The sequence below is a fragment of the Roseomonas sp. FDAARGOS_362 genome, assembly GCF_002754815.1.
Classification (GTDB): Bacteria; Pseudomonadota; Alphaproteobacteria; order Acetobacterales; family Acetobacteraceae; genus Roseomonas; species Roseomonas mucosa.
The window spans coordinates 2,676,382-2,693,561 of the sequence record NZ_CP024588.1; the positions used below are offsets into that span (position 1 = coordinate 2,676,382).

Genomic DNA, 17,180 nt, shown 5'->3' on the forward strand with positions numbered 1-17,180 from the left:
CCAGGGGCCGGCGCCGGGAGAATCCCGTGGCGGCGGAAGCCCCGCCCCTGCGTCAGGCCGTGGCGAACATCACGTTCAGGCGAAAGCGTTCCGCCACCCCGGGCGGCATGGCGACGCGGCCGTGGTAGCGCGCGTGGTGGAGATCCTCGGGCGAAAGCACGGAGAAGCCGTCGCGCCAGCCATGGCGGTCCACCGCATCCGGCCAGTCCTCCCCCCGCCACATCAGGGGGCGGAGGCCGTCGCCATCCTCCACCCAGTGCCAGCCGCTTTCCTCGGGGTCGTCGGGGATGCCGTTCCAAGTCTCGCTCATCGACCAACTCCTCAACCGGACAAACCATATCGTTTGCGAGATAATGCCGCCTTTCTAGACGAAATCACGGCCGTGTGCGCGATTTTTTCCAGACCCGTCCTCCGGTGCCCGGTCTTCCCGGTGCAGCGGGTCAAAGCATCTCCAGGGCCTGCTTGCGCTGCGGCGGCGGGAAGACACGATCCAGCGCCCGCAGATCCGCCTCCTCCAGCACGATCTCGGCGGCGCCAGCATTGTGCCGCAGGTGCGCCGGGTCGGCGGATTTCGGGATGGCCACCACGCCGGGCTGACGCAGCACCCAGGCCAGCGCGATCTGCGCCGGCAGCCGCCCGTGGCGCTCCGCCACCTCCCGCAGCACCGGATGGCGCAGCAGCCGCCCGCCCTGGCCCAGCGGGGAATAGGCCATCACCGGCATCTGCCGCTCGCCACAGAAGGGCAGGAGGTCGAATTCCACGCCCCGGGCATCGAGGTTGTAGAGGACTTGGTCCGTGGCGCAGTCCGCCAGCGCGCCGCCCAGCTCCCCCAGGTCGGCCACGTCGAGGTTGCTGACGCCCCAGCGGCGGATCTTGCCGGCCTCGCGCAGCCGCCCGAGGGCCTCCACCGTCTCGGCCAGGGGCACGCCGCCGCGCCAGTGCAGCAGGTAGAGGTCGAGGCTCTCCACCCCCAGGCGCCGCAGGCTGGCCTCGCAGGCCGCGGCCATGCGGGCGCGGGAGGCGTTGTGGGGATAGACTTTGCTGACCAGGAAGACCTCGTCGCGGCGCCCGGCGATGGCTTCCCCCACCACCTGCTCGGCGCCGCCCTCCGCATACATCTCCGCCGTGTCGATCAGCGTCATGCCGAGATCGAGGCCGAGGCGCAGGGCCCGGGCCTCGGCTCCGCGATCCGCGCCGCGCTCCCCCAGGTGCCAGGTTCCCTGGCCGAGCACCGGGACCTCCGTCCCGTCCGCGAGCCGCAGTTGCCGCATGCGCTTCTCCTTTGCTTCGGGTCCCATGCCGGCTCCGTCGTGCTCCGCGCCCACCAAGAAGGCGAAGCGGGAGGCCGGGCCTGGACGCCCCGGCCGGACATGCTGTCGGATATGCCTTCCGCCCCCTGTCGGGCCCGATGCACCGGCCGATGGCCGACAGGAAGGCTAAGGCCCGCAAGGCACTAGAGCGGATCGGCACCCGGTGAAAACTCGCAAACCCGTGAGGCGGGATGGCCATTCCCCGGCGCCTCCCCGGCAACTCGCATCCGCCGGCGGCATGCCACTCCCATCGGTGGGCGGGAGCTTCTAGATAATATCGTGATGCGCCCATCCGCCCAGCCTTCCGCCCACCCCGCGCCCAGCGCCGGATTCGCCACGCGGATCGCCCACCGCGCATGGGCAGGGGCCGGACTGCCCGCCGCCCGCCGGCTTACGCCCCTCGCGCTCCTGCTCCTCCCCTTCCTGGTGGCCGCGCTCCCGCCCGGCGAGGCCCGGGCGCAGTCCTCCGCGCCGCAGGCCCAGCCCCCCCAGACCCACGCCCAGCCCCGGCCGGAGCCGGGCGCGGAGGAGATCGGCTCCTGGATCCTCACCTGCGCCGCCGACCGCATGACGGACCAGACGAGCTGCCGCCTGCTGAACCGGCGGCCGGCGGTTCCGGCCTCGGCCGGGCAGGCCGCCCTGACGCTGGAGGTGGTGCGGCGCAATGGCAGGCTGGTGCCGGCCGTCACCGCGCGGGACCTGACGATCGAGGGGATCGGACGCGGCCTTCTCGCCTTCACCGGCACGGCGCAGCTACGCTTCCCGCCGAACCGCTTCTTCGAGATGCCCTGTGGGCTGGAAGGCCGCTCCGTGGTCTGCGCGCCAAAGGCGGAGGACGTGGAGCGGGCGGCCACCGAGCTGCCGGCGGCGGAACGCGCCCTGGTGCGGATCGTCGGGCTGGTGCCGGAGGAATCGGAATCGACCGAGCCCACGGAGCTGCGCCTGTCGCGCACTGGCGAGGCCCTGGCCCGCTTCCGCGCCCGCGCGCCGGAAGGGCCAGGCACGGCCGAGGCCTCCCCCGGCTTCGACCTGCGGGAGATGCTGGGCCGGCTGATGCGCTTCCTGAACCCCTGACACGCCTTCCCGCCGCGAGTCCCGACGTGTCGCCTCAGCCCCAGCCCAGGAAACCCCGCCGATGACCTCTCGCGACCGGGTGGTGCTGGATGCCTTCGACAAGCGCATCCTGGCCGCGCTGCAGGCCGACGCCACCCTGCCCGTGGCCAAGGTGGCGGAGATGGCGGGCCTTTCCCCCACCCCCTGCTGGCGGCGCATCCAGAAGCTCGAACAGGCAGGGGTGATCCGGAAGCGGGTGGCGCTGCTCGACCGGCGGAAGCTGAATGTCGGCGTCACGGTCTTCATCGCCATCCGCACCAGCCAGCACAACGCCGCCTGGCTGGAACGCTTCCGCCGCGCCCTGGCGGACATCCCGGAGATCGTGGATTTCTACCGGATGAGCGGCGAGATCGACTACCTGATCCGCGCCGTGGTGCCGGATATCGAAGCCTATGACGGCGTGTACAAGCGGCTGATCTCCGCCGTGGACCTCACCGACGTCACCTCCATGTTCGCCATGGAGGAGCTGAAATCCACCACCGAGGTGCCGCTGGACTACGCGGCCGAGGCCTGAGCCGCCCAGCGGGGGAATGGTGGCCCTGGGAGCAGGGACGCAGGCGTGCTTTGTCGCCAGTGGCGAAGGCCGGGCGAAAGAAAATTCTTATGCGGACGTGATTTCCGGGGTTATTTTCACTGGAAACGCGTATGGAACGGTTTTTTCGACCCATAATTCCCGGAACAGGGGAAGATTTTTCCAGGGAAACCCGCTTTTCGGGGAATCTTGGCAAAAATCCTCCCGCCCGCTGCGCCTAGACTCGCCCCACGCCATTCCGCGCCACCGGTTCCAGCCGGCGGCCACGGAACCGGCCCCGTGCCGAGCAGGACCGCCACCGCATGTTCATCGCCCAGACACGCACCGCCCTGGACCGCCTCCTGGCCGAGATCGCACTGGCCGCACGGGCGCCGCTGGCATCGCGCCACGCCGCAGTGGCGGAGGTGCTGGGCGAGGCGATGGCCGACCCGCAGCTCCTGCTGGGCCGGCACCTCCCGGGGCGGGCCGAGGGCTATACCCGCCACCTGCTGCAGGCCGATCCGGCGGGAGAATACGCCGTCGTGGCGCTGATCTGGCGCCCCGGGCAGATGAGCCCGGTACATGCCCACCGCACCTGGTGCGCGCTCGGCATCCATGGCGGCGTGCTGACCGAGAGCTTCTACGCGCTGGAGGAAGGCGGAGACCCCGTCCCGGCGGCGGCCTTCCTGCGCCGTCCCGGCGAGACCAGCCATGGCCCCGCCGACCCGAAGCTGGTGCACCGCCTGGCCAATCTCGGCTGCCGCGACGCCCTCTCCATCCATGTCTATGGCGTGTCCTTCGACCGCTTCGGCGATGGAGTGAACCTCGTCTACGCGCATTGATGCGTCGCAGCGAAAATCGTCCTTTTTTATGGACAGCATAAGAATTTAACGACAATTTGCGCCCGTGGCCCGGCCCCAGCCGAGCGGCTGCCGGGAATTTGACGCGCATCCGACGCAGGACTGTCCGTCAAGCTTTCGGTTGACCCCTCCTGGGGTGGCTGCGAAACACACCCGCCCGCCGGTGACCCGGGGTGGCGCCGTGCAACCAATCGCGACAAGAGGACGAATCCACGCCATGCGCGACAAGGGCGAATACCTTTTTACCTCCGAATCCGTTTCGGAAGGCCATCCCGACAAGGTCGCGGACCGTATCAGCGACACCGTGCTGGACGCCTATCTGACGGCCGATCCCTATTCCCGCGTGGCCTGCGAGACCCTGGTCACCACGAACCGCATCATCCTGGCCGGCGAGACCCGTGGCCCCGGCAGCGTGACGGCCGAGTACCTGATGCACCTCGCCCGCCTCGCGGTGCAGGACATCGGCTATGACCAGGAAGGCTTCTCCTGGCGCAACGCGCATGTCGAGTGCCACCTGCACGCCCAGTCCGCGCACATCGCGCAGGGCGTGGACGCCTCCGGCAACAAGGACGAGGGCGCCGGCGACCAGGGCATCATGTTCGGCTATGCCTGCACCGAGACGCCCGACCTGATGCCGGCGCCGCTGTACTACGCGCACCTCATCCTGCGCCGGATCAGCGAGCTGCGCCGCAACAACGACAAGTCGGTCGCCGGCCTGCTGCCGGACGCCAAGTCCCAGGTCACGCTGCGCTATGTCGACGGCAAGCCGGTCGGCGTCACCTCCGTGGTGGTCTCCACCCAGCACGAGGAAGGGCTGACGCAGGAGCAGGTCCGCGCGCTGGTGGCCCCGATCGTGGCCTCCTCGCTCCCCGCCGGCTGGACCGTGCCGGAGGACGAGCTCTACGTGAACCCGACCGGCACCTTCGTGATCGGCGGCCCGGACGGCGACTGCGGCCTGACCGGCCGCAAGATCATCGTGGACACCTATGGCGGCGCGGCCCCGCATGGCGGTGGTGCCTTCTCGGGCAAGGACCCGACCAAGGTGGACCGCTCGGCGGCCTATGCCTGCCGCTACCTGGCCAAGAACGTCGTCGCCGCCGGCCTGGCCGACAAGTGCACGATCCAGGTCTCCTACGCCATCGGCGTGAGCAAGCCGCTCTCGGTCTATTTCGACCTGCACGGCACCGGCCGTGACATCGACGAGGCGAAGCTGGCCAAGGTCGTGAACGAGATGGTGAACCTCACCCCGCGCGGGATCCGGGAGCACTTGCAGCTCAACCGGGCGATCTACGTGCCGACCTCGGCCTATGGCCATTTCGGCCGCACCCCGGACGAGGACAAGGGCACCTTCACCTGGGAGCGCACCGACATCGCCAACGACCTCAAGCGCGCCTTCGGTCGCTGAGGTGACAGCCCCGGTCCTGGAGGACGGGGTCACGGACCCCGCCCCCGGGGCCGTGGACCCGCATGACCCGCCCGTCGAGGGTGTCCCCAACCGGCTCTATGGCCGGCGCCGGGGCCACCCGCTGCGGGCGCGGCAGGAACGGCTGCTGCAACTCGCGGCGCCGCGCCTTTCCGCCGATCCCGCCGGCATCGCCGATCCGGGCGCGCTCTTCGCGTCCCGGCCGGACGAGGTCTGGGTCGAGGTCGGTTTCGGCGGCGGCGAGCATGCCGAGGCCCTGGCCCGCGCCAACCCGCGGGCGGGGCTGATCGCCTCCGAGGTCTTCGAGAACGGCATCTGCGCCCTGCTGTCCCGGCTGGTGCCGGAAGGTGGGGAGGAGACGGCGCCCGGCCTGCCCAACCTCCGTCTCTGGACGCGCGACGCGCGCCACCTCCTGGCCGGCCTGCCGGAAGGAGCGCTGTCCCGCCTCTACCTGATGTTCCCCGATCCCTGGCCGAAGTCCCGCCACGCCAAGCGGCGCTTCGTCCACCCCGCCATGCTGCCCCTGGTGGCCCGCGTGCTGCGCCCCGGCGGCGAATGGCGCATGGCGAGCGACCACCCGGTCTACCAGGCCTGGGTCGAGGAGGTTTTCGCGGCACAGGACCTGTTCGAGCCCGTGCTCGATGTCCGGGAACGCCCCGCCGACTGGCCCGGCACGCGCTACGAGGCCAAGGCACACCGCGAAGGCCGCCAGCCGCGCTACTGGATCTGGCGCCGGCGATAGGCTGTTCCGGCGTCGCGCTGTCCCGGGGGGAAGGCTCCGCCTTCGCCCCCGGACCCCCTATCCGCCAGGACCCTGAGGGTCCTGGACCTCCCCTTCGCTGGTTCTCCGCTGCCGGCCGGATCACGCCGGAGAGCATGGCTCTCCGGCGGACTGCCAGTGCCACCAGAGCGGACAAGGTGTCTTTCTTTTCGGGAGTCCCAGGTTGCCGCCTGCTCCCCGGAATCGACGCGAAGACTGACGGCAACCACCGGCGCCAATGAAAGCCCGGGATCCGGGGACCGGCTTCGGTCCCCGGCGGAGAGGGGGTCCGGCGGGAGAGGCGGCGCCTCTCCCCCGGCGGCCAGCCATGAAGCGCAACGCGAAAGGTTCAGGCCGCCGCGTTGGCCTTGGAAAGCACGCCGCGGCGGAGCTGGTCCTCCTCGATGCTCTCGAACAGGGCGCGGAAATTGCCTTCGCCGAAGCCGTCATCGCCCTTGCGTTCGATGAACTCGAAGAAGACCGGGCCGATCACGTTGCCGGAGAAGATCTGCAGCAGCAGCCGCGCCTTGCGGTCCTCCACCACGCCCTCGCCGTCCACCAGGATGCCGTTGGCCTTCAGCCGGGCAAGGTCCTCGCCATGGCCCGGCAGGCGGGCGTCCACTTTCTCGTAATAGGTGGCGGGCGGCGCCGGCATGAAGCTCAGCCCGGCCTCGCGCAGGCCCTCGATCGTGCCGTAGATGTCGTTGCAGCCGCAGGCAATGTGCTGGATGCCCTCACCCTTGTACTCCCGCAGGTATTCCTCGATCTGGCTCTCGTCGTCGGCGCTCTCGTTCAGCGGGATGCGGATACGCCCGTCGGGGCTGGTCAGGGCGCGGGAGAAGAGGCCGGTGTACTCGCCCTTGATGTCGAAGTAGCGGATCTGCCGGAAGTTGAAGAGCTTGCTGTAGAACTCGTACCAGACATCCATCCGGCCGCGATGGACGTTGTGCGTCAGGTGGTCGATGTAGAAGAGCCCGGCGCCCTTCGGAAAGGGTTCGCGCTCGCCGGTCCATTCGAATTCGGCGTCATAGGCCGAGCCATTCTCGCCGTACTGGTCGATGAAGTAGAGCAGGGACCCGCCGATGCCCTTGATCGCCGGGATGTCGATGGTCCTGCCGCCATCGGCGGGATCGGCCGGCTCGGCGCCCAGTTCCAGCGCGCGCCTGTAGGCATACTGCGCGTCCACCACGCGGAAGGCCATCGACGGCACGCTGGGGCCGTGGCGTTCCGCGAAGCGCGCGGCATGGCTGCCCGGCTCCTCGGTCAGCAGGTAGTTGATGTCGCCCTGGCGGTAGAGGGTGCTGCGCTTCGTGCGGTGCCGCGCCACGGCGGTGAAGCCCATCTGGCGGAACAGGGCGTGCAGCTTCTCCGGCTCCGGATGCGCGTATTCGACGAAGCCGAAGCCGTCCGTGCCCATGGGGTTGTGCGCGCCGATCTCGGCACGCGGGGCGTCATGCGGGAAAGGTCCCATTCGTGGATGTCCTCCGTTATGACGCACAGCCTGCCGCAGGCAACGCGCAAGCTGCTTGCGAAACCGTACCGCGTCCCCTTTACCGGCGCACGATCCAGGCATGATGATCCTCATCCATGCACGAATCACCCGCCCTGGACGCCCTAGACCTCCGCCTGCTGCGGGCCTTGCAGGAGGATGCCCGGCTGACCAACCAGCAGATCGGGGAGCGCATCGGCCTGTCCGCCTCGCAATGCTCGCGCCGGCGGGCGGCGCTGGAGGCTGCCGGGCTGATCCGCGGCTACCATGCGGAACTGGATGCGGAGCGGCTGGGGCTGCACCTGCTGGTCTTCATCCAGGTCACGCTGGCCAGCCACAGCGGCGACAATGCCCGCCGCTTCCGCGACCTCGTCTCGCGGCTGGAGGAGGTGCAGGAAGCCTATGCCATGACCGGCGACGCCGACTACCTGATCAAGGCGGTGGTGCCGGACCTCAAGGGCCTGTCGGTGCTGGTGAACGACGTGCTGCTGCCGCACGAGAGCGTGGCGCGGGTCCGCTCCTCCATCGTGCTCGACCGGCTCAAGGCCTCCGGCAGCCTGCCCCTCGGCCGGCGGGGCTGAGCGGGCCACGGGCGGCGCCGGATCGCCTCATGGCCAGCCGGCGCGGAGCCGCTCGTCCAGGAAATCCAGGAAGAGCCGCAGCCGGGGCGTGACCAGGCGCCCATGCGCATGCACCGCCTGCAAGGGCGGCTCGGGAATGTGCCAGTCGGGCAGCACGATCTCCAGCCTTCCCAGCCGCACCTCCGGCCCGGCATCCCAGTCCGGCTTCACCACCAGCCCGGCTCCGGCCAGCGCCAGGGCCAGCGCGACCTCGCCATGGCTGGTGCTGGCCGGGCCGGCGACCTGCACCGGAGCCTCCTCGCCCGACCGCGAGCGGAAGCACCATTGGTCCTGGGGGGCGTCGCCGGACAGGATACAGTCGTGCTGCTCCAGCTCCCGCGGATGGGACGGCCGGCCCCGGCGCGCCAGATAGGCAGGAGCACCGCAGACGACACCGTGGCTGGGGGCGAGCGGATGCACCAGGAGCTGCGAGTCGGGCATGGCGCCGGAGCGGATGGCCAGGTCGAAGCCGCCGCCGATCAGGTCCACCATCGTATCCGTGGCGGTGAGGTGGATGCGCATTGCCGGGTGCAGGCACAGGAATTCCGCGATCAGCGGCGCCAGGACGCGCTGCCCGAAGGCGACGGCGGAGGTGACGCGCAACTGCCCGATCACCTCGCCCCGGCGCAGCGCCAGCGCGGCCTCCATCTCCTCGATCTGGGCCAGGATCCGCCGGCAATGGGCCTGGAAGTCGCGTCCGTCCTCGGTAAGGGCGAGATGCCGCGTGGTGCGGCTCACCAACCGCATACCGAGGCGCTGCTCCAGCCGCGCCAGCCGCTTGCTGACGACCGGCAGCGACATGCCGAGCTCGCGGGCCGCCGCGGTCAGGCTGCCCACCTCGGCAACGCGGGAGAAGACCGTGATATCGACGAGATTCTCGGCGATGCGCATGACGGTCTTTCCTCTCCCTGGGACGGACCCGCAAGGGGCGGGCTGGCGTTTTCGCCCCGTAACGATGTGGTGGCCGCATGGTCGTCCGCCATGTGTCCCTCCTTTGACACACAGGCTCCCCCGGCAAAGGCTGGGCGGCACCGGTGGGCCGGAAATGCTCTACCGTCCCCCTCGCCCGGCCCCACCCCGCAATGGGGGACCGGGAAACGGAGGGGAGGCTTCCGGCCCCCGGGGCGTGCCGCCGGCCCGCGTGGGCGGCGCGGCGGGCATGGGAGACCGGGCGATGTCCCCGGGGAAAGGACAGGATGCGATGGCCGAAGGGCACCGTTTCGACCGCGTGTGGCTGCGGGGCAGGCTGCTGACCATGGCGCCGGAAGGAAGCTCCGCGGCGGCCCATGGGGAGGCCGCCATCCTGGCGGGCTGCGGCGTGGTGGAGCGGGGCGCCGTCGCCAGCCGGGACGGGCGGATCGCTTTCGCGGGGCCGGAGGATGGGCTCCCCGCCGGCTGGGAAGCCGGGGAGGTCCTGCGCCTGGAGGGCCGCTGGGTCACGCCGGGGCTGGTGGATTGCCACACCCATCTGGTCCATGGCGGCGATCGCGCGGCGGAGTTCGAGGCACGGCTGGCCGGCGCCACCTATGCCGAGATCGCCCGTGCCGGGGGCGGCATCCTGTCCACCGTGCGCGCCACGCGGGCGGCGGACGAGGACGCGCTGGTGGCAAGCGCCCTGCCCCGGCTCGACCGCCTGATCGCCGAGGGCGTGACCACGGTGGAGGTGAAGTCCGGCTACGGGCTGGACACGGAGACCGAGCTGCGGATGCTGCGTGCCGCGCGGCGGCTGGGCGAGGCGCGCGATATCGGCGTGGCCACCAGCTTCCTCGGCGCCCATGCCGTGCCGCCGGGCATGACGGCGGAGGACTACACCGCGCTGGTCTGCGACGCGATGCTGCCCGCCGTGGCGGCGGCCGGGCTGGCCGATGCGGTGGACGTCTTCCACGAGAGCATCGCCTTTTCCGCCGCGCCGACCGGGCAGGTCTTCGCCGCCGCGCGGGCCCACGGCCTGCCGGTGAAGCTGCATGCCGACCAGCTGGAGAATGGCGGCGGCGCGGCGCTCGCGGCGCGCTGGGGGGCACTCTCGGCGGACCACCTGGAATGCGCCGACGAGGCGGGCGCCGCCGCCCTGGCCCGTGCGGGGACGGTGGCGGTGCTGCTGCCCGGGGCCGCCTATACGCTGCGCGAGACCAGCCGCCCGCCGGTCGAGGCGCTGCGGCGGCATGGCGCGCACATCGCCGTGGCGACGGACTGCAACCCGGGCAGCTCGCCGCTCACCTCGATCCTGCTGGCGATGAACATGGCGGCGGTGCTGTTCCGCCTGACCGTGCCGGAATGCCTGGCCGGGGTGACGCGCGAGGCGGCGCGGGCGCTGGGCCTGCTGGACCGGATCGGCACGCTGGAGACGGGCAAGCGCTGCGACCTCGCCATCTGGGATATCGAGCGGCCGGCGGAGCTGGTCTATCGCCTCGGCTTCAATCCCCTGCACAGCCGCGTGCGCGGAGGACGGTGATGCGCTTCCTGGCCGAAACCGCGCTGCTGGACGGCGAGATCCGACGCGACGTCGCCATCATCCTGGACGATGCGGGGCGCATCGCCGGCGTGGCGGCGGACAGCGACGCGGCCGAAGGCGACGAGCGCCTGCGGGGCCTCGTCGTGCCGGGAATGCCCAACCTGCATTCCCATGCCTTCCAGCGCGCCATGGCGGGGCTGGCCGAGCGCGCCGGGCCGGAGGGCGACAATTTCTGGCGTTGGCGCGAAGTGATGTACCGCTTCCTGGCCGTGCTGACGCCGGAGGATGTCGAAGCCATCGCGGCCCAGCTCTACGCGGAATGCCTGCGCCAGGGCTACACCGCCGTGGCCGAGTTCCACTACCTGCACAACGCGCCGGACGGCACGCCCTATGCCGATCCGGCGGAGATGGCCCGGCGCATCGCCGCCGGGGCCGAGGCGGCGGGAATCGGCCTCACCCTGCTGCCGGTGCTATACCGCCACAGCCAGTTCGGCGGCGCGGAAGCGGCACCGGGGCAGCGCCGCTTCGTCCTGCCGGTGGAAACCTGGGCGGGGATCTGCCGGGAGGCCGCATCCTGGCCCGGGGTGCGGACCGGCGTGGCGCCGCATTCCCTGCGCGCCGTGATGCCGGAGGAACTCTCCGCCAGCATCGCCCTGGCGGCGGAGCTGGGCCCGGACACGCCCATCCACATCCATGTCGCGGAGCAGGTGAAGGAGGTCGAGGACTGCCTCGCCTGGAGCGGTCAGCGCCCGGTGCAATGGCTGCTCGGCCACGCGCCGGTGGATGCGCGCTGGTGCCTGATCCACGCCACGCATTCCGACGCCGCGGAAACCCTGGCCCTGGCACGGAGCGGCGCCGTGGCCGGCCTCTGCCCCACCACCGAGGCCAATCTCGGCGACGGTTTCTTTCCCCTGCCGGACTACGCGGCAGCGGGCGGGCGCCTCGGCATCGGCACGGACAGCAACGTTTCCACCAGCCCCGTCGAGGAGCTGCGCTGGATGGAATACGTCCAGCGCCTGCGCCGCCGCGCCCGCAACGTCACCGAGACGCGGCCCGGCGCCTCGGTGGGCCTCGCCCTGCTGCAACGCGCGGCGCTGGGCGGCGCCCAGGCGCTGGGCCAGCCCATGGGGCGCCTGGCGCCGGGCTGCCGCGCCGACCTCCTGGTGCTGGACACGGAACATCCGGCCCTGATCGGGCGGGAAGGCGACGCGCTGCTGGATGCCTGGGTCTTCTCCGGCAACACCACACCGGTCCGCGACGTGATGGCCGGCGGCCGCTGGGTGGTGCGCGACGGCATGCACCACCGGCAGGCCGGGATCGCCCGCCGCTTCGCCCGGGTGATGCGGCGGATCCGCGACCTGGCCTGATAGGGCGCGCTGGTCCGCCTGCCCCCCGGGATCGAGCCAGGGGCCGACCTTGCCCCCCGAACCAACACAAGGCGGGGTCCGGGGACATGCCATGTTCCCGGCGGTGGGGCTTCCGGGGGCAGGCGGAGCCTCGGCCGGGGGCTGCCACGAGGCGCGGCGCTACGACACCGATGCCTGAGGCCCTGGCAGCGGCAGTTCCGTCGTCATCTTGATCTCCGACATCACGATGCTGGAGATGATCTCGCGCACGCCGGGAAGCTGCGACAGGTGGTGTCGGTAGAGGCGCTCATAGGCATCGACATCCGGCACCACGATCCGCAGCAGGTAGTCCGTCCCGCCCAGCAGGGAGAAGCAGTCCAGCACCTCCGGCCGGCGCCGCACCGCGTCCTCGAAGCCCGGCAGCGTGTCGCGGCCATGGGTGGCGAGCTTCACCTGGGCGAAGACCATCAGTTCCAGGCCAAGCAGCCTGCGGTCCAGCAGCGCCACGCGGCGCCGGACCAGTCCGGCCTCCTCCAGCCGTCGCACGCGGCGCCAGCAGGGCGCCTGGGAGAGCCCGACCTGCTCGGCCAGTTCGGTGCTGGAAAGCGAGGCATTCCGTTGCAGCGCGGCCAGCAGGCGCAGGTCGATGGCATCCAGGGCTATGCGCATATTCCAATCGCCGCGGCGGCTTTCAGGGGAAGAACCATGCGCGATCCTCCCGCCAGATGCGGATCGACGCAACGAAAGATGAGAAAGACCGATGTAAGATAAAAGTCAAAAGAAGCAGGAGAAGCGTCCATGCAGCGATCCGTCGCCAGCGTTTCACCTCTTGTCTCCGAGGGAAGAATCCCGGCCCGCCAGGGTCCGGGGCACCGGGACCATCCCGGCATGGCCCGCATGCTTACCGGCGGGGCGCCGCGCCATGCTTGACGCGCCGCTTCCCGCCGCCGCCCCGGCCACGGGGCTGCGCTATCTTTCCGGCATCCAGGCGCTGGTGCAGTTGCCGATGCTGCAGCGCGAGCGCGATGCCGCCGCCGGGCTCGACACGGCGGGCTTCATCTCCGGCTATCGCGGCTCGCCGCTCGGCGGGCTGGACCAGTCGCTCTGGAAGGCGCGCAAGGCGCTGGAGGAGCACCGCATCCGCTTCCAGCCCGGGCTGAACGAGGACCTCGCCGCCACCGCCGTCTGGGGCACGCAGCAGGTCAACCTCTTTCCCGGCGCGAAACATGCCGGCGTCTTCGGCATGTGGTACGGCAAGGGGCCGGGTGCCGACCGCACCATGGACGTGTTCAAGCACGCCAATGCCGCCGGCACCTCCCCCTTCGGCGGCGTCATCGCCGTGGTGGGCGACGACCACGGCGCCAAGTCCTCCTCCCTGCCGCACCAGAGCGACCACATCTTCGCCGCCGCCATGATGCCGGTGCTGAACCCGGCCAGCGTGCAGGAGATCCTGGATTTCGGCCTGCATGGCTGGGCCATGTCGCGCTTCTCCGGCTGCTGGGTCGCGCTGAAGGTCGTGGCGGACACGGTGGAGACCTCCTCCGGCATCTCGCTCGATCCCTTCCGCATCGCCACCCGCATCCCGGAGGATTTCCCGCTGCCGCCCGACGGGCTGGGCATCCGCTGGCCGGATTCGCCGCTGGCGCAGGAGATGCGGCTGCAGCGTCACAAGGCCTATGCCGCCATGGCCTATGCGCGGCTGAACGGGCTGAACCACGTGGCGATCGACAGCCCGCGCCCGCGGCTCGGCATCGTCACCACGGGCAAGTCCTATCTCGACGTGCGGCAGGCGCTGGACCAGCTCGGCATCGACGACGCGCAGGCCGCCGCGATCGGGCTGCGCGTCTTCAAGGTCGGCATGCCCTGGCCGCTGGATGCCGAGGGCGTGCGCCACTTCGCCGAGGGGCTGGAGGAGATCCTGGTCGTCGAGGAGAAGCGCCAGGTCATCGAGTACCAGCTCAAGGAACAGCTCTACAACTGGCGCGAGGACGTGCGCCCGCGCGTCATCGGCAAGTACGACGACAAGGGCGAGTGGGAGCTGCCGGTGCATGACTGGCAGCTTCCCGCCGCGGGCGAGCTGACGCCGGCGCTGATCGCCCGCGTCATCGCCCGCCGCATCGGGCGCTTCCACGACCTGCCCTTCGCGCTTGGCGAGCGCATCCGCGAACGGCTAGCCTTCCTGGCGGCGAAGGAGGAATCCCTCGCCCGGCCGCGCACCACGGCGCTGCGCGTGCCGCACTACTGCTCCGGCTGCCCGCACAACAGCTCGACCGTGGTGCCGGAAGGCAGCCGCGCGCTGGCGGGGATCGGCTGCCACTACATGGCCACCTGGCTGCGCGCCGAGAGCACGCAGACCTTCTCCCACATGGGCGGCGAGGGCGTGGCCTGGATCGGGCAAGCGCCCTTCACGGAAACGAAGCACGTCTTCGCCAACCTGGGAGACGGCACCTACTCGCATTCCGGCCTGCTGGCGATCCGGCAGGCGGTCACGGCGGGCGTGCCGATCACCTACAAGATCCTGTTCAACGACGCGGTGGCGATGACCGGCGGCCAGCCGGTGGAGGGCACGCTCACCGTGCCGCAGATCGTGGCGCAGGTGCGGGCGGAGGGGGTGGAGCGCGTCGTGGTCGTCGTGGACGACCTCGCCCGCTATGACGGCGTGACGCTGCCGGGGGACGTGCCGCTGTTCGAGCGCCACGCGCTGGACCGGGTGCAGCGCGATCTGCGCGAATATTCCGGCGTTTCCGTGCTCGTCTATGACCAGACCTGCGCCGCCGAGAAGCGCCGCCGCCGCAAGCGCCGGCTGATGGCCGATCCGGCGCGCCGCGTGGTGATCAACGAACGCGTCTGCGAGGGCTGCGGCGACTGCTCGGCCAAGTCCAACTGCATGTCCGTCGTGCCGGTGGAGACCGAGTTCGGCCGCAAGCGGCAGATCGATCAGTCCTCCTGCAACAAGGACTTCTCCTGCCTCGACGGCTTCTGCCCCTCCTTCGTCACGGTGGAGGGCGGGCAGTTGCGCAAGGGCAAGGCGCTGGCTCCGATCGGCGGCCTGGGCGCCTCGGGCGGTCAGACCTCCGTGGAGGGCAAGGGCGATGCGCCCGCCGCTCCGGCGGAAGCCGCCGCCGCCCTCCCGGCCCTGCCCGAGCCGCCGAAGCCGGCGCTGGCGGAACCCTACGGCATCCTGGTGACCGGCGTTGGCGGCACCGGCGTCGTCACCATCGGCGCGCTGCTCGGCACGGCGGCGACGCTGGAGGGCAAAGGCATCTCCGCCCTCGACATGGCCGGGCTGGCGCAGAAGGGCGGGCCGGTCTGGTCGCATCTGCGCATCGCCGCGCGGCAGGAGGAGATCCACGCCGCCCGCCTCGCCGCCGGGGAGGCGCATCTCGTGCTCGGCTGCGACATCGTCGTGGCCGCGGCGGAGGAAAGCCTGACGCGAATGCGCGCCGGCCTCACCCATGCCGTGGTGAACAGCGACTTCTCCGTCACCAGCGACTTCGTGCGCGGCTTCGCGGCCCAGGCCCGCAGCGGCGACGTGGCGCGGCACCGCGACCCGCAGTTCCCGCTGGCGGAGATGGAGCGGCAGATCGACGAGGCCTGCGGCGGCGAGGGCGCGGCGATCTTCGTCGGCGCCACGCGGCTCGCCACCGCCCTGCTGGGCGATTCCATTGCCACCAACCTCTTCATGGTGGGCTATGCCTACCAGAAGGGGCTGATCCCGCTGGAGGCCGCCTCGATCCTCAAGGCGATCGAGATGAACGGCGCCGCGGTGGCGATGAACCAAGGTGCCTTCCAGTGGGGCCGGCAGGCGGTGCTGGACCTGGAGGCGGTGCAGCGCGCCGCCGACCCGACGGAGCGCCGCGTGCCCTCGCTGCGCCTTTCCGCCACGCTGGACGAACTGGTGGAGCGCCGGCTGAAGGAGCTGACGGCCTACCAGGACGCCGCCTATGCCCGCCGCTACGGCGATTTCGTGGCCCGGATACGCGCTGCGGAGGCGGAGCGCGTGCCTGGCCGGGTCGAGCTGGCCGAGGCGGTGGCGCGCTATCACCACAAGCTCCTCGCCTTCAAGGACGAGTTCGAGGTGGCGCGGCTCTTCACCGAAACCAGCTTCCTCCGCCGTGTCGAGGAGCAGTTCGAGGGCGACTGGCGCCTGAACTTCCACCTGGCGCCGCCGCTCTGGGCGCGGAAGGACCCGGAGACCGGCGAGCCGCGCAAGCAAAGCTACGGCCCCTGGATGCTGCGCGCGCTGCGCGTCCTGGCCCGGATGCGCCGCCTGCGCGGCACCGTGCTCGACCCCTTCCGCCACAGCGCCGACGGGCGGATGCACCGGGAGATCCTGGCCGCCTACGAGCAGGACATGGAGGAGGTGCTGCGCCGCCTCAACCCGCACAACCACGCCGTGGCGGTGGAACTCGCCGCCCTGCCGGAACAGATCCGGGGCTACGGCCCGGTGCGGGAGCGGCATCTCGCCCATGCCAGTCAGCGCCGGGCGGAGCTCCTGTCCCGCCTCCGGGGGGAGGAAAGCCTCCAGCTCCGCCCCGGCCACCCGGCCAGAGGAGCGCAGGTGGTCATGGCCGGCTGATCCCGGCAGGCCTTGCGCCGTCCCGGGGGGCAGGCGGGCCTCCCCCGGGGCCGGCCACAAGCAAACGCCACACCCCCGGAACGGAACTGGCGCCCGGGGAGATTTCTCCCCGGGCGCCGGATTGCTCTTCGGAATGAAGGCGGCGGACCGCCCGGATCAGAGCCGGTCGGAGGTCAACCGGCCGATGACGAAGCCGACCACGCCAATGATGGCGAGCGAGAGCAGCGGGCGCTCCTTGATCGTCTCGCCGGCCTGCCCAGCCTTCTCGCCGATCGTGTCGCGCGCTTGGTGGGCATAGTCGCTGGCCTTGTGGGCGGCGTCGTTCAGGGCGGGCTTCACGCGCTCGCGCATCAGCTCCTCGACCTGGGCGCGCAGGCGGGCGATCTCGCCGGTGGCCCCTTCCGCCGCGTCGCTCACCGCGGCCTTGGCCTGGTCATAGCCCTCGCCCGCCTTCTCGGAGAGCTTGGCGGCCCCTTCCTTCGCACCGTCCGCCGCGTCGGAAGCGGCCTCCTTGGCGTCGCCATAGGTCTTTTGGGCCTTGCCGGAGAACTGATCGGCCTTGCCTTCCGCCTGGGTCTTGGCATCGCCGGTCAGCTTGCCCGTGGCCTCCTCGGCCTTGCCGCCGAGGTTCCGGGCCGTGCCTTCGATCTTGTTCTCGTCCATGTCCGTGTCTTCTCCGGGAATTTGCTGGAAAACTTGCCTGCCGGGCCTTGTTGC

Annotated in this window: 15 protein-coding genes; 9 read left to right on the forward strand and 6 right to left on the reverse strand. The window is 71.0% G+C overall.

The window, feature by feature from the left end; all coding sequences use genetic code 11:
- Positions 1-52: 52 nt before the first annotated feature.
- Both CTJ15_RS16885 and CTJ15_RS16890 read right to left on the reverse strand, forming a co-directional pair.
- Positions 53-310: a hypothetical protein gene (locus tag CTJ15_RS16885; RefSeq protein ID WP_019459261.1), complete on the reverse strand. Its 258-nt coding sequence runs from the start codon at positions 308-310 to the stop codon at positions 53-55.
- Between the two features lie 130 nt (positions 311-440).
- Complete coding sequence (locus CTJ15_RS16890) at positions 441-1,271, reverse strand: aldo/keto reductase (RefSeq protein WP_019459260.1); 831 nt, start codon at positions 1,269-1,271, stop codon at positions 441-443.
- Between the two features lie 321 nt (positions 1,272-1,592).
- Between CTJ15_RS16890 and CTJ15_RS16895 the strand changes: the two genes are divergently transcribed.
- From CTJ15_RS16895 to CTJ15_RS16915, 5 genes are all read left to right on the forward strand, one after another.
- Complete coding sequence (locus CTJ15_RS16895; protein WP_075822378.1) at positions 1,593-2,384, forward strand: hypothetical protein; 792 nt, start codon at positions 1,593-1,595, stop codon at positions 2,382-2,384.
- A gap of 61 nt (positions 2,385-2,445) precedes the next feature.
- Entirely contained in the window at positions 2,446-2,937 is a 492-nt protein-coding gene (locus CTJ15_RS16900; RefSeq protein ID WP_019459258.1) for an Lrp/AsnC family transcriptional regulator, read from the forward strand.
- A gap of 320 nt (positions 2,938-3,257) precedes the next feature.
- A complete protein-coding gene (locus CTJ15_RS16905) occupies positions 3,258-3,776 on the forward strand; it encodes a cysteine dioxygenase family protein (RefSeq protein WP_019459257.1) in 519 nt (172 codons plus the stop codon).
- Positions 3,777-4,011: 235 nt separating this feature from the next.
- Complete coding sequence (gene metK / locus CTJ15_RS16910) at positions 4,012-5,199, forward strand: methionine adenosyltransferase (RefSeq protein ID WP_019459256.1); 1,188 nt, start codon at positions 4,012-4,014, stop codon at positions 5,197-5,199.
- A 1-nt stretch (position 5,200) separates the two neighbouring features.
- Positions 5,201-5,959, forward strand: coding sequence for a tRNA (guanosine(46)-N(7))-methyltransferase TrmB (locus tag CTJ15_RS16915; RefSeq protein WP_369923582.1), 759 nt, complete (start codon positions 5,201-5,203; stop codon positions 5,957-5,959).
- Between the two features lie 367 nt (positions 5,960-6,326).
- Here CTJ15_RS16915 and hppD read toward each other — a convergent pair whose 3' ends face one another.
- Entirely contained in the window at positions 6,327-7,448 is a 1,122-nt protein-coding gene (gene hppD / locus CTJ15_RS16920) for a 4-hydroxyphenylpyruvate dioxygenase (RefSeq protein WP_099781745.1), read from the reverse strand.
- A 116-nt stretch (positions 7,449-7,564) separates the two neighbouring features.
- On the opposite strand from hppD, the gene CTJ15_RS16925 reads away from it, so the two are divergent.
- On the forward strand, positions 7,565-8,047 hold the full coding sequence (locus CTJ15_RS16925; RefSeq protein WP_075822374.1) for an Lrp/AsnC family transcriptional regulator: 483 nt from the start codon (positions 7,565-7,567) through the stop codon (positions 8,045-8,047).
- 27 nt (positions 8,048-8,074) lie between these two features.
- Here CTJ15_RS16925 and CTJ15_RS16930 read toward each other — a convergent pair whose 3' ends face one another.
- A complete protein-coding gene (locus tag CTJ15_RS16930; RefSeq protein ID WP_019462941.1) occupies positions 8,075-8,977 on the reverse strand; it encodes a LysR family transcriptional regulator in 903 nt (300 codons plus the stop codon).
- Between the two features lie 310 nt (positions 8,978-9,287).
- Between CTJ15_RS16930 and hutI the strand changes: the two genes are divergently transcribed.
- On the forward strand, positions 9,288-10,538 hold the full coding sequence (hutI, locus tag CTJ15_RS16935) for an imidazolonepropionase (RefSeq protein ID WP_075822373.1): 1,251 nt from the start codon (positions 9,288-9,290) through the stop codon (positions 10,536-10,538).
- Positions 10,538-11,905, forward strand: a complete 1,368-nt coding sequence (locus CTJ15_RS16940; RefSeq protein ID WP_099781746.1) for a formimidoylglutamate deiminase — start codon at positions 10,538-10,540, stop codon at positions 11,903-11,905. Before hutI ends, CTJ15_RS16940 begins: the two co-directional genes overlap by 1 nt.
- Positions 11,906-12,064: 159 nt before the next feature.
- Here the strand turns inward: CTJ15_RS16940 and CTJ15_RS16945 are convergent, their stop codons facing one another.
- Positions 12,065-12,553, reverse strand: a complete 489-nt coding sequence (locus CTJ15_RS16945) for an Lrp/AsnC family transcriptional regulator (protein ID WP_019462938.1) — start codon at positions 12,551-12,553, stop codon at positions 12,065-12,067.
- Positions 12,554-12,806: 253 nt separating this feature from the next.
- On the opposite strand from CTJ15_RS16945, the gene CTJ15_RS16950 reads away from it, so the two are divergent.
- Positions 12,807-16,463 carry an indolepyruvate ferredoxin oxidoreductase family protein gene (locus CTJ15_RS16950; protein ID WP_075822730.1) on the forward strand — a complete coding sequence of 1,219 codons (3,657 nt, stop codon included), beginning with the start codon at positions 12,807-12,809 and terminating at the stop codon, positions 16,461-16,463.
- A gap of 156 nt (positions 16,464-16,619) precedes the next feature.
- Here the strand turns inward: CTJ15_RS16950 and CTJ15_RS16955 are convergent, their stop codons facing one another.
- On the reverse strand, positions 16,620-17,126 hold the full coding sequence (locus CTJ15_RS16955; RefSeq protein ID WP_075822729.1) for a CsbD family protein: 507 nt from the start codon (positions 17,124-17,126) through the stop codon (positions 16,620-16,622).
- Positions 17,127-17,180: the final 54 nt, after the last annotated feature.

Coding starts and splice junctions, on each gene's coding strand:
- CTJ15_RS16885 (WP_019459261.1), bottom strand. CDS start 310: ATGAGCGAGACTTGGAACGGCATCCCCGACGACCCCGAGGAAAGCGGC.
- CTJ15_RS16890 (WP_019459260.1), bottom strand. CDS start 1,271: ATGCGGCAACTGCGGCTCGCGGACGGGACGGAGGTCCCGGTGCTCGGC.
- CTJ15_RS16895 (WP_075822378.1), top strand. CDS start 1,593: ATGCGCCCATCCGCCCAGCCTTCCGCCCACCCCGCGCCCAGCGCCGGA.
- CTJ15_RS16900 (WP_019459258.1), top strand. CDS start 2,446: ATGACCTCTCGCGACCGGGTGGTGCTGGATGCCTTCGACAAGCGCATC.
- CTJ15_RS16905 (WP_019459257.1), top strand. CDS start 3,258: ATGTTCATCGCCCAGACACGCACCGCCCTGGACCGCCTCCTGGCCGAG.
- metK (WP_019459256.1), top strand. CDS start 4,012: ATGCGCGACAAGGGCGAATACCTTTTTACCTCCGAATCCGTTTCGGAA.
- hppD (WP_099781745.1), bottom strand. CDS start 7,448: ATGGGACCTTTCCCGCATGACGCCCCGCGTGCCGAGATCGGCGCGCAC.
- CTJ15_RS16925 (WP_075822374.1), top strand. CDS start 7,565: ATGCACGAATCACCCGCCCTGGACGCCCTAGACCTCCGCCTGCTGCGG.
- CTJ15_RS16930 (WP_019462941.1), bottom strand. CDS start 8,977: ATGCGCATCGCCGAGAATCTCGTCGATATCACGGTCTTCTCCCGCGTT.
- hutI (WP_075822373.1), top strand. CDS start 9,288: ATGGCCGAAGGGCACCGTTTCGACCGCGTGTGGCTGCGGGGCAGGCTG.
- CTJ15_RS16940 (WP_099781746.1), top strand. CDS start 10,538: ATGCGCTTCCTGGCCGAAACCGCGCTGCTGGACGGCGAGATCCGACGC.
- CTJ15_RS16945 (WP_019462938.1), bottom strand. CDS start 12,553: ATGCGCATAGCCCTGGATGCCATCGACCTGCGCCTGCTGGCCGCGCTG.
- CTJ15_RS16950 (WP_075822730.1), top strand. CDS start 12,807: ATGCTTGACGCGCCGCTTCCCGCCGCCGCCCCGGCCACGGGGCTGCGC.
- CTJ15_RS16955 (WP_075822729.1), bottom strand. CDS start 17,126: ATGGACGAGAACAAGATCGAAGGCACGGCCCGGAACCTCGGCGGCAAG.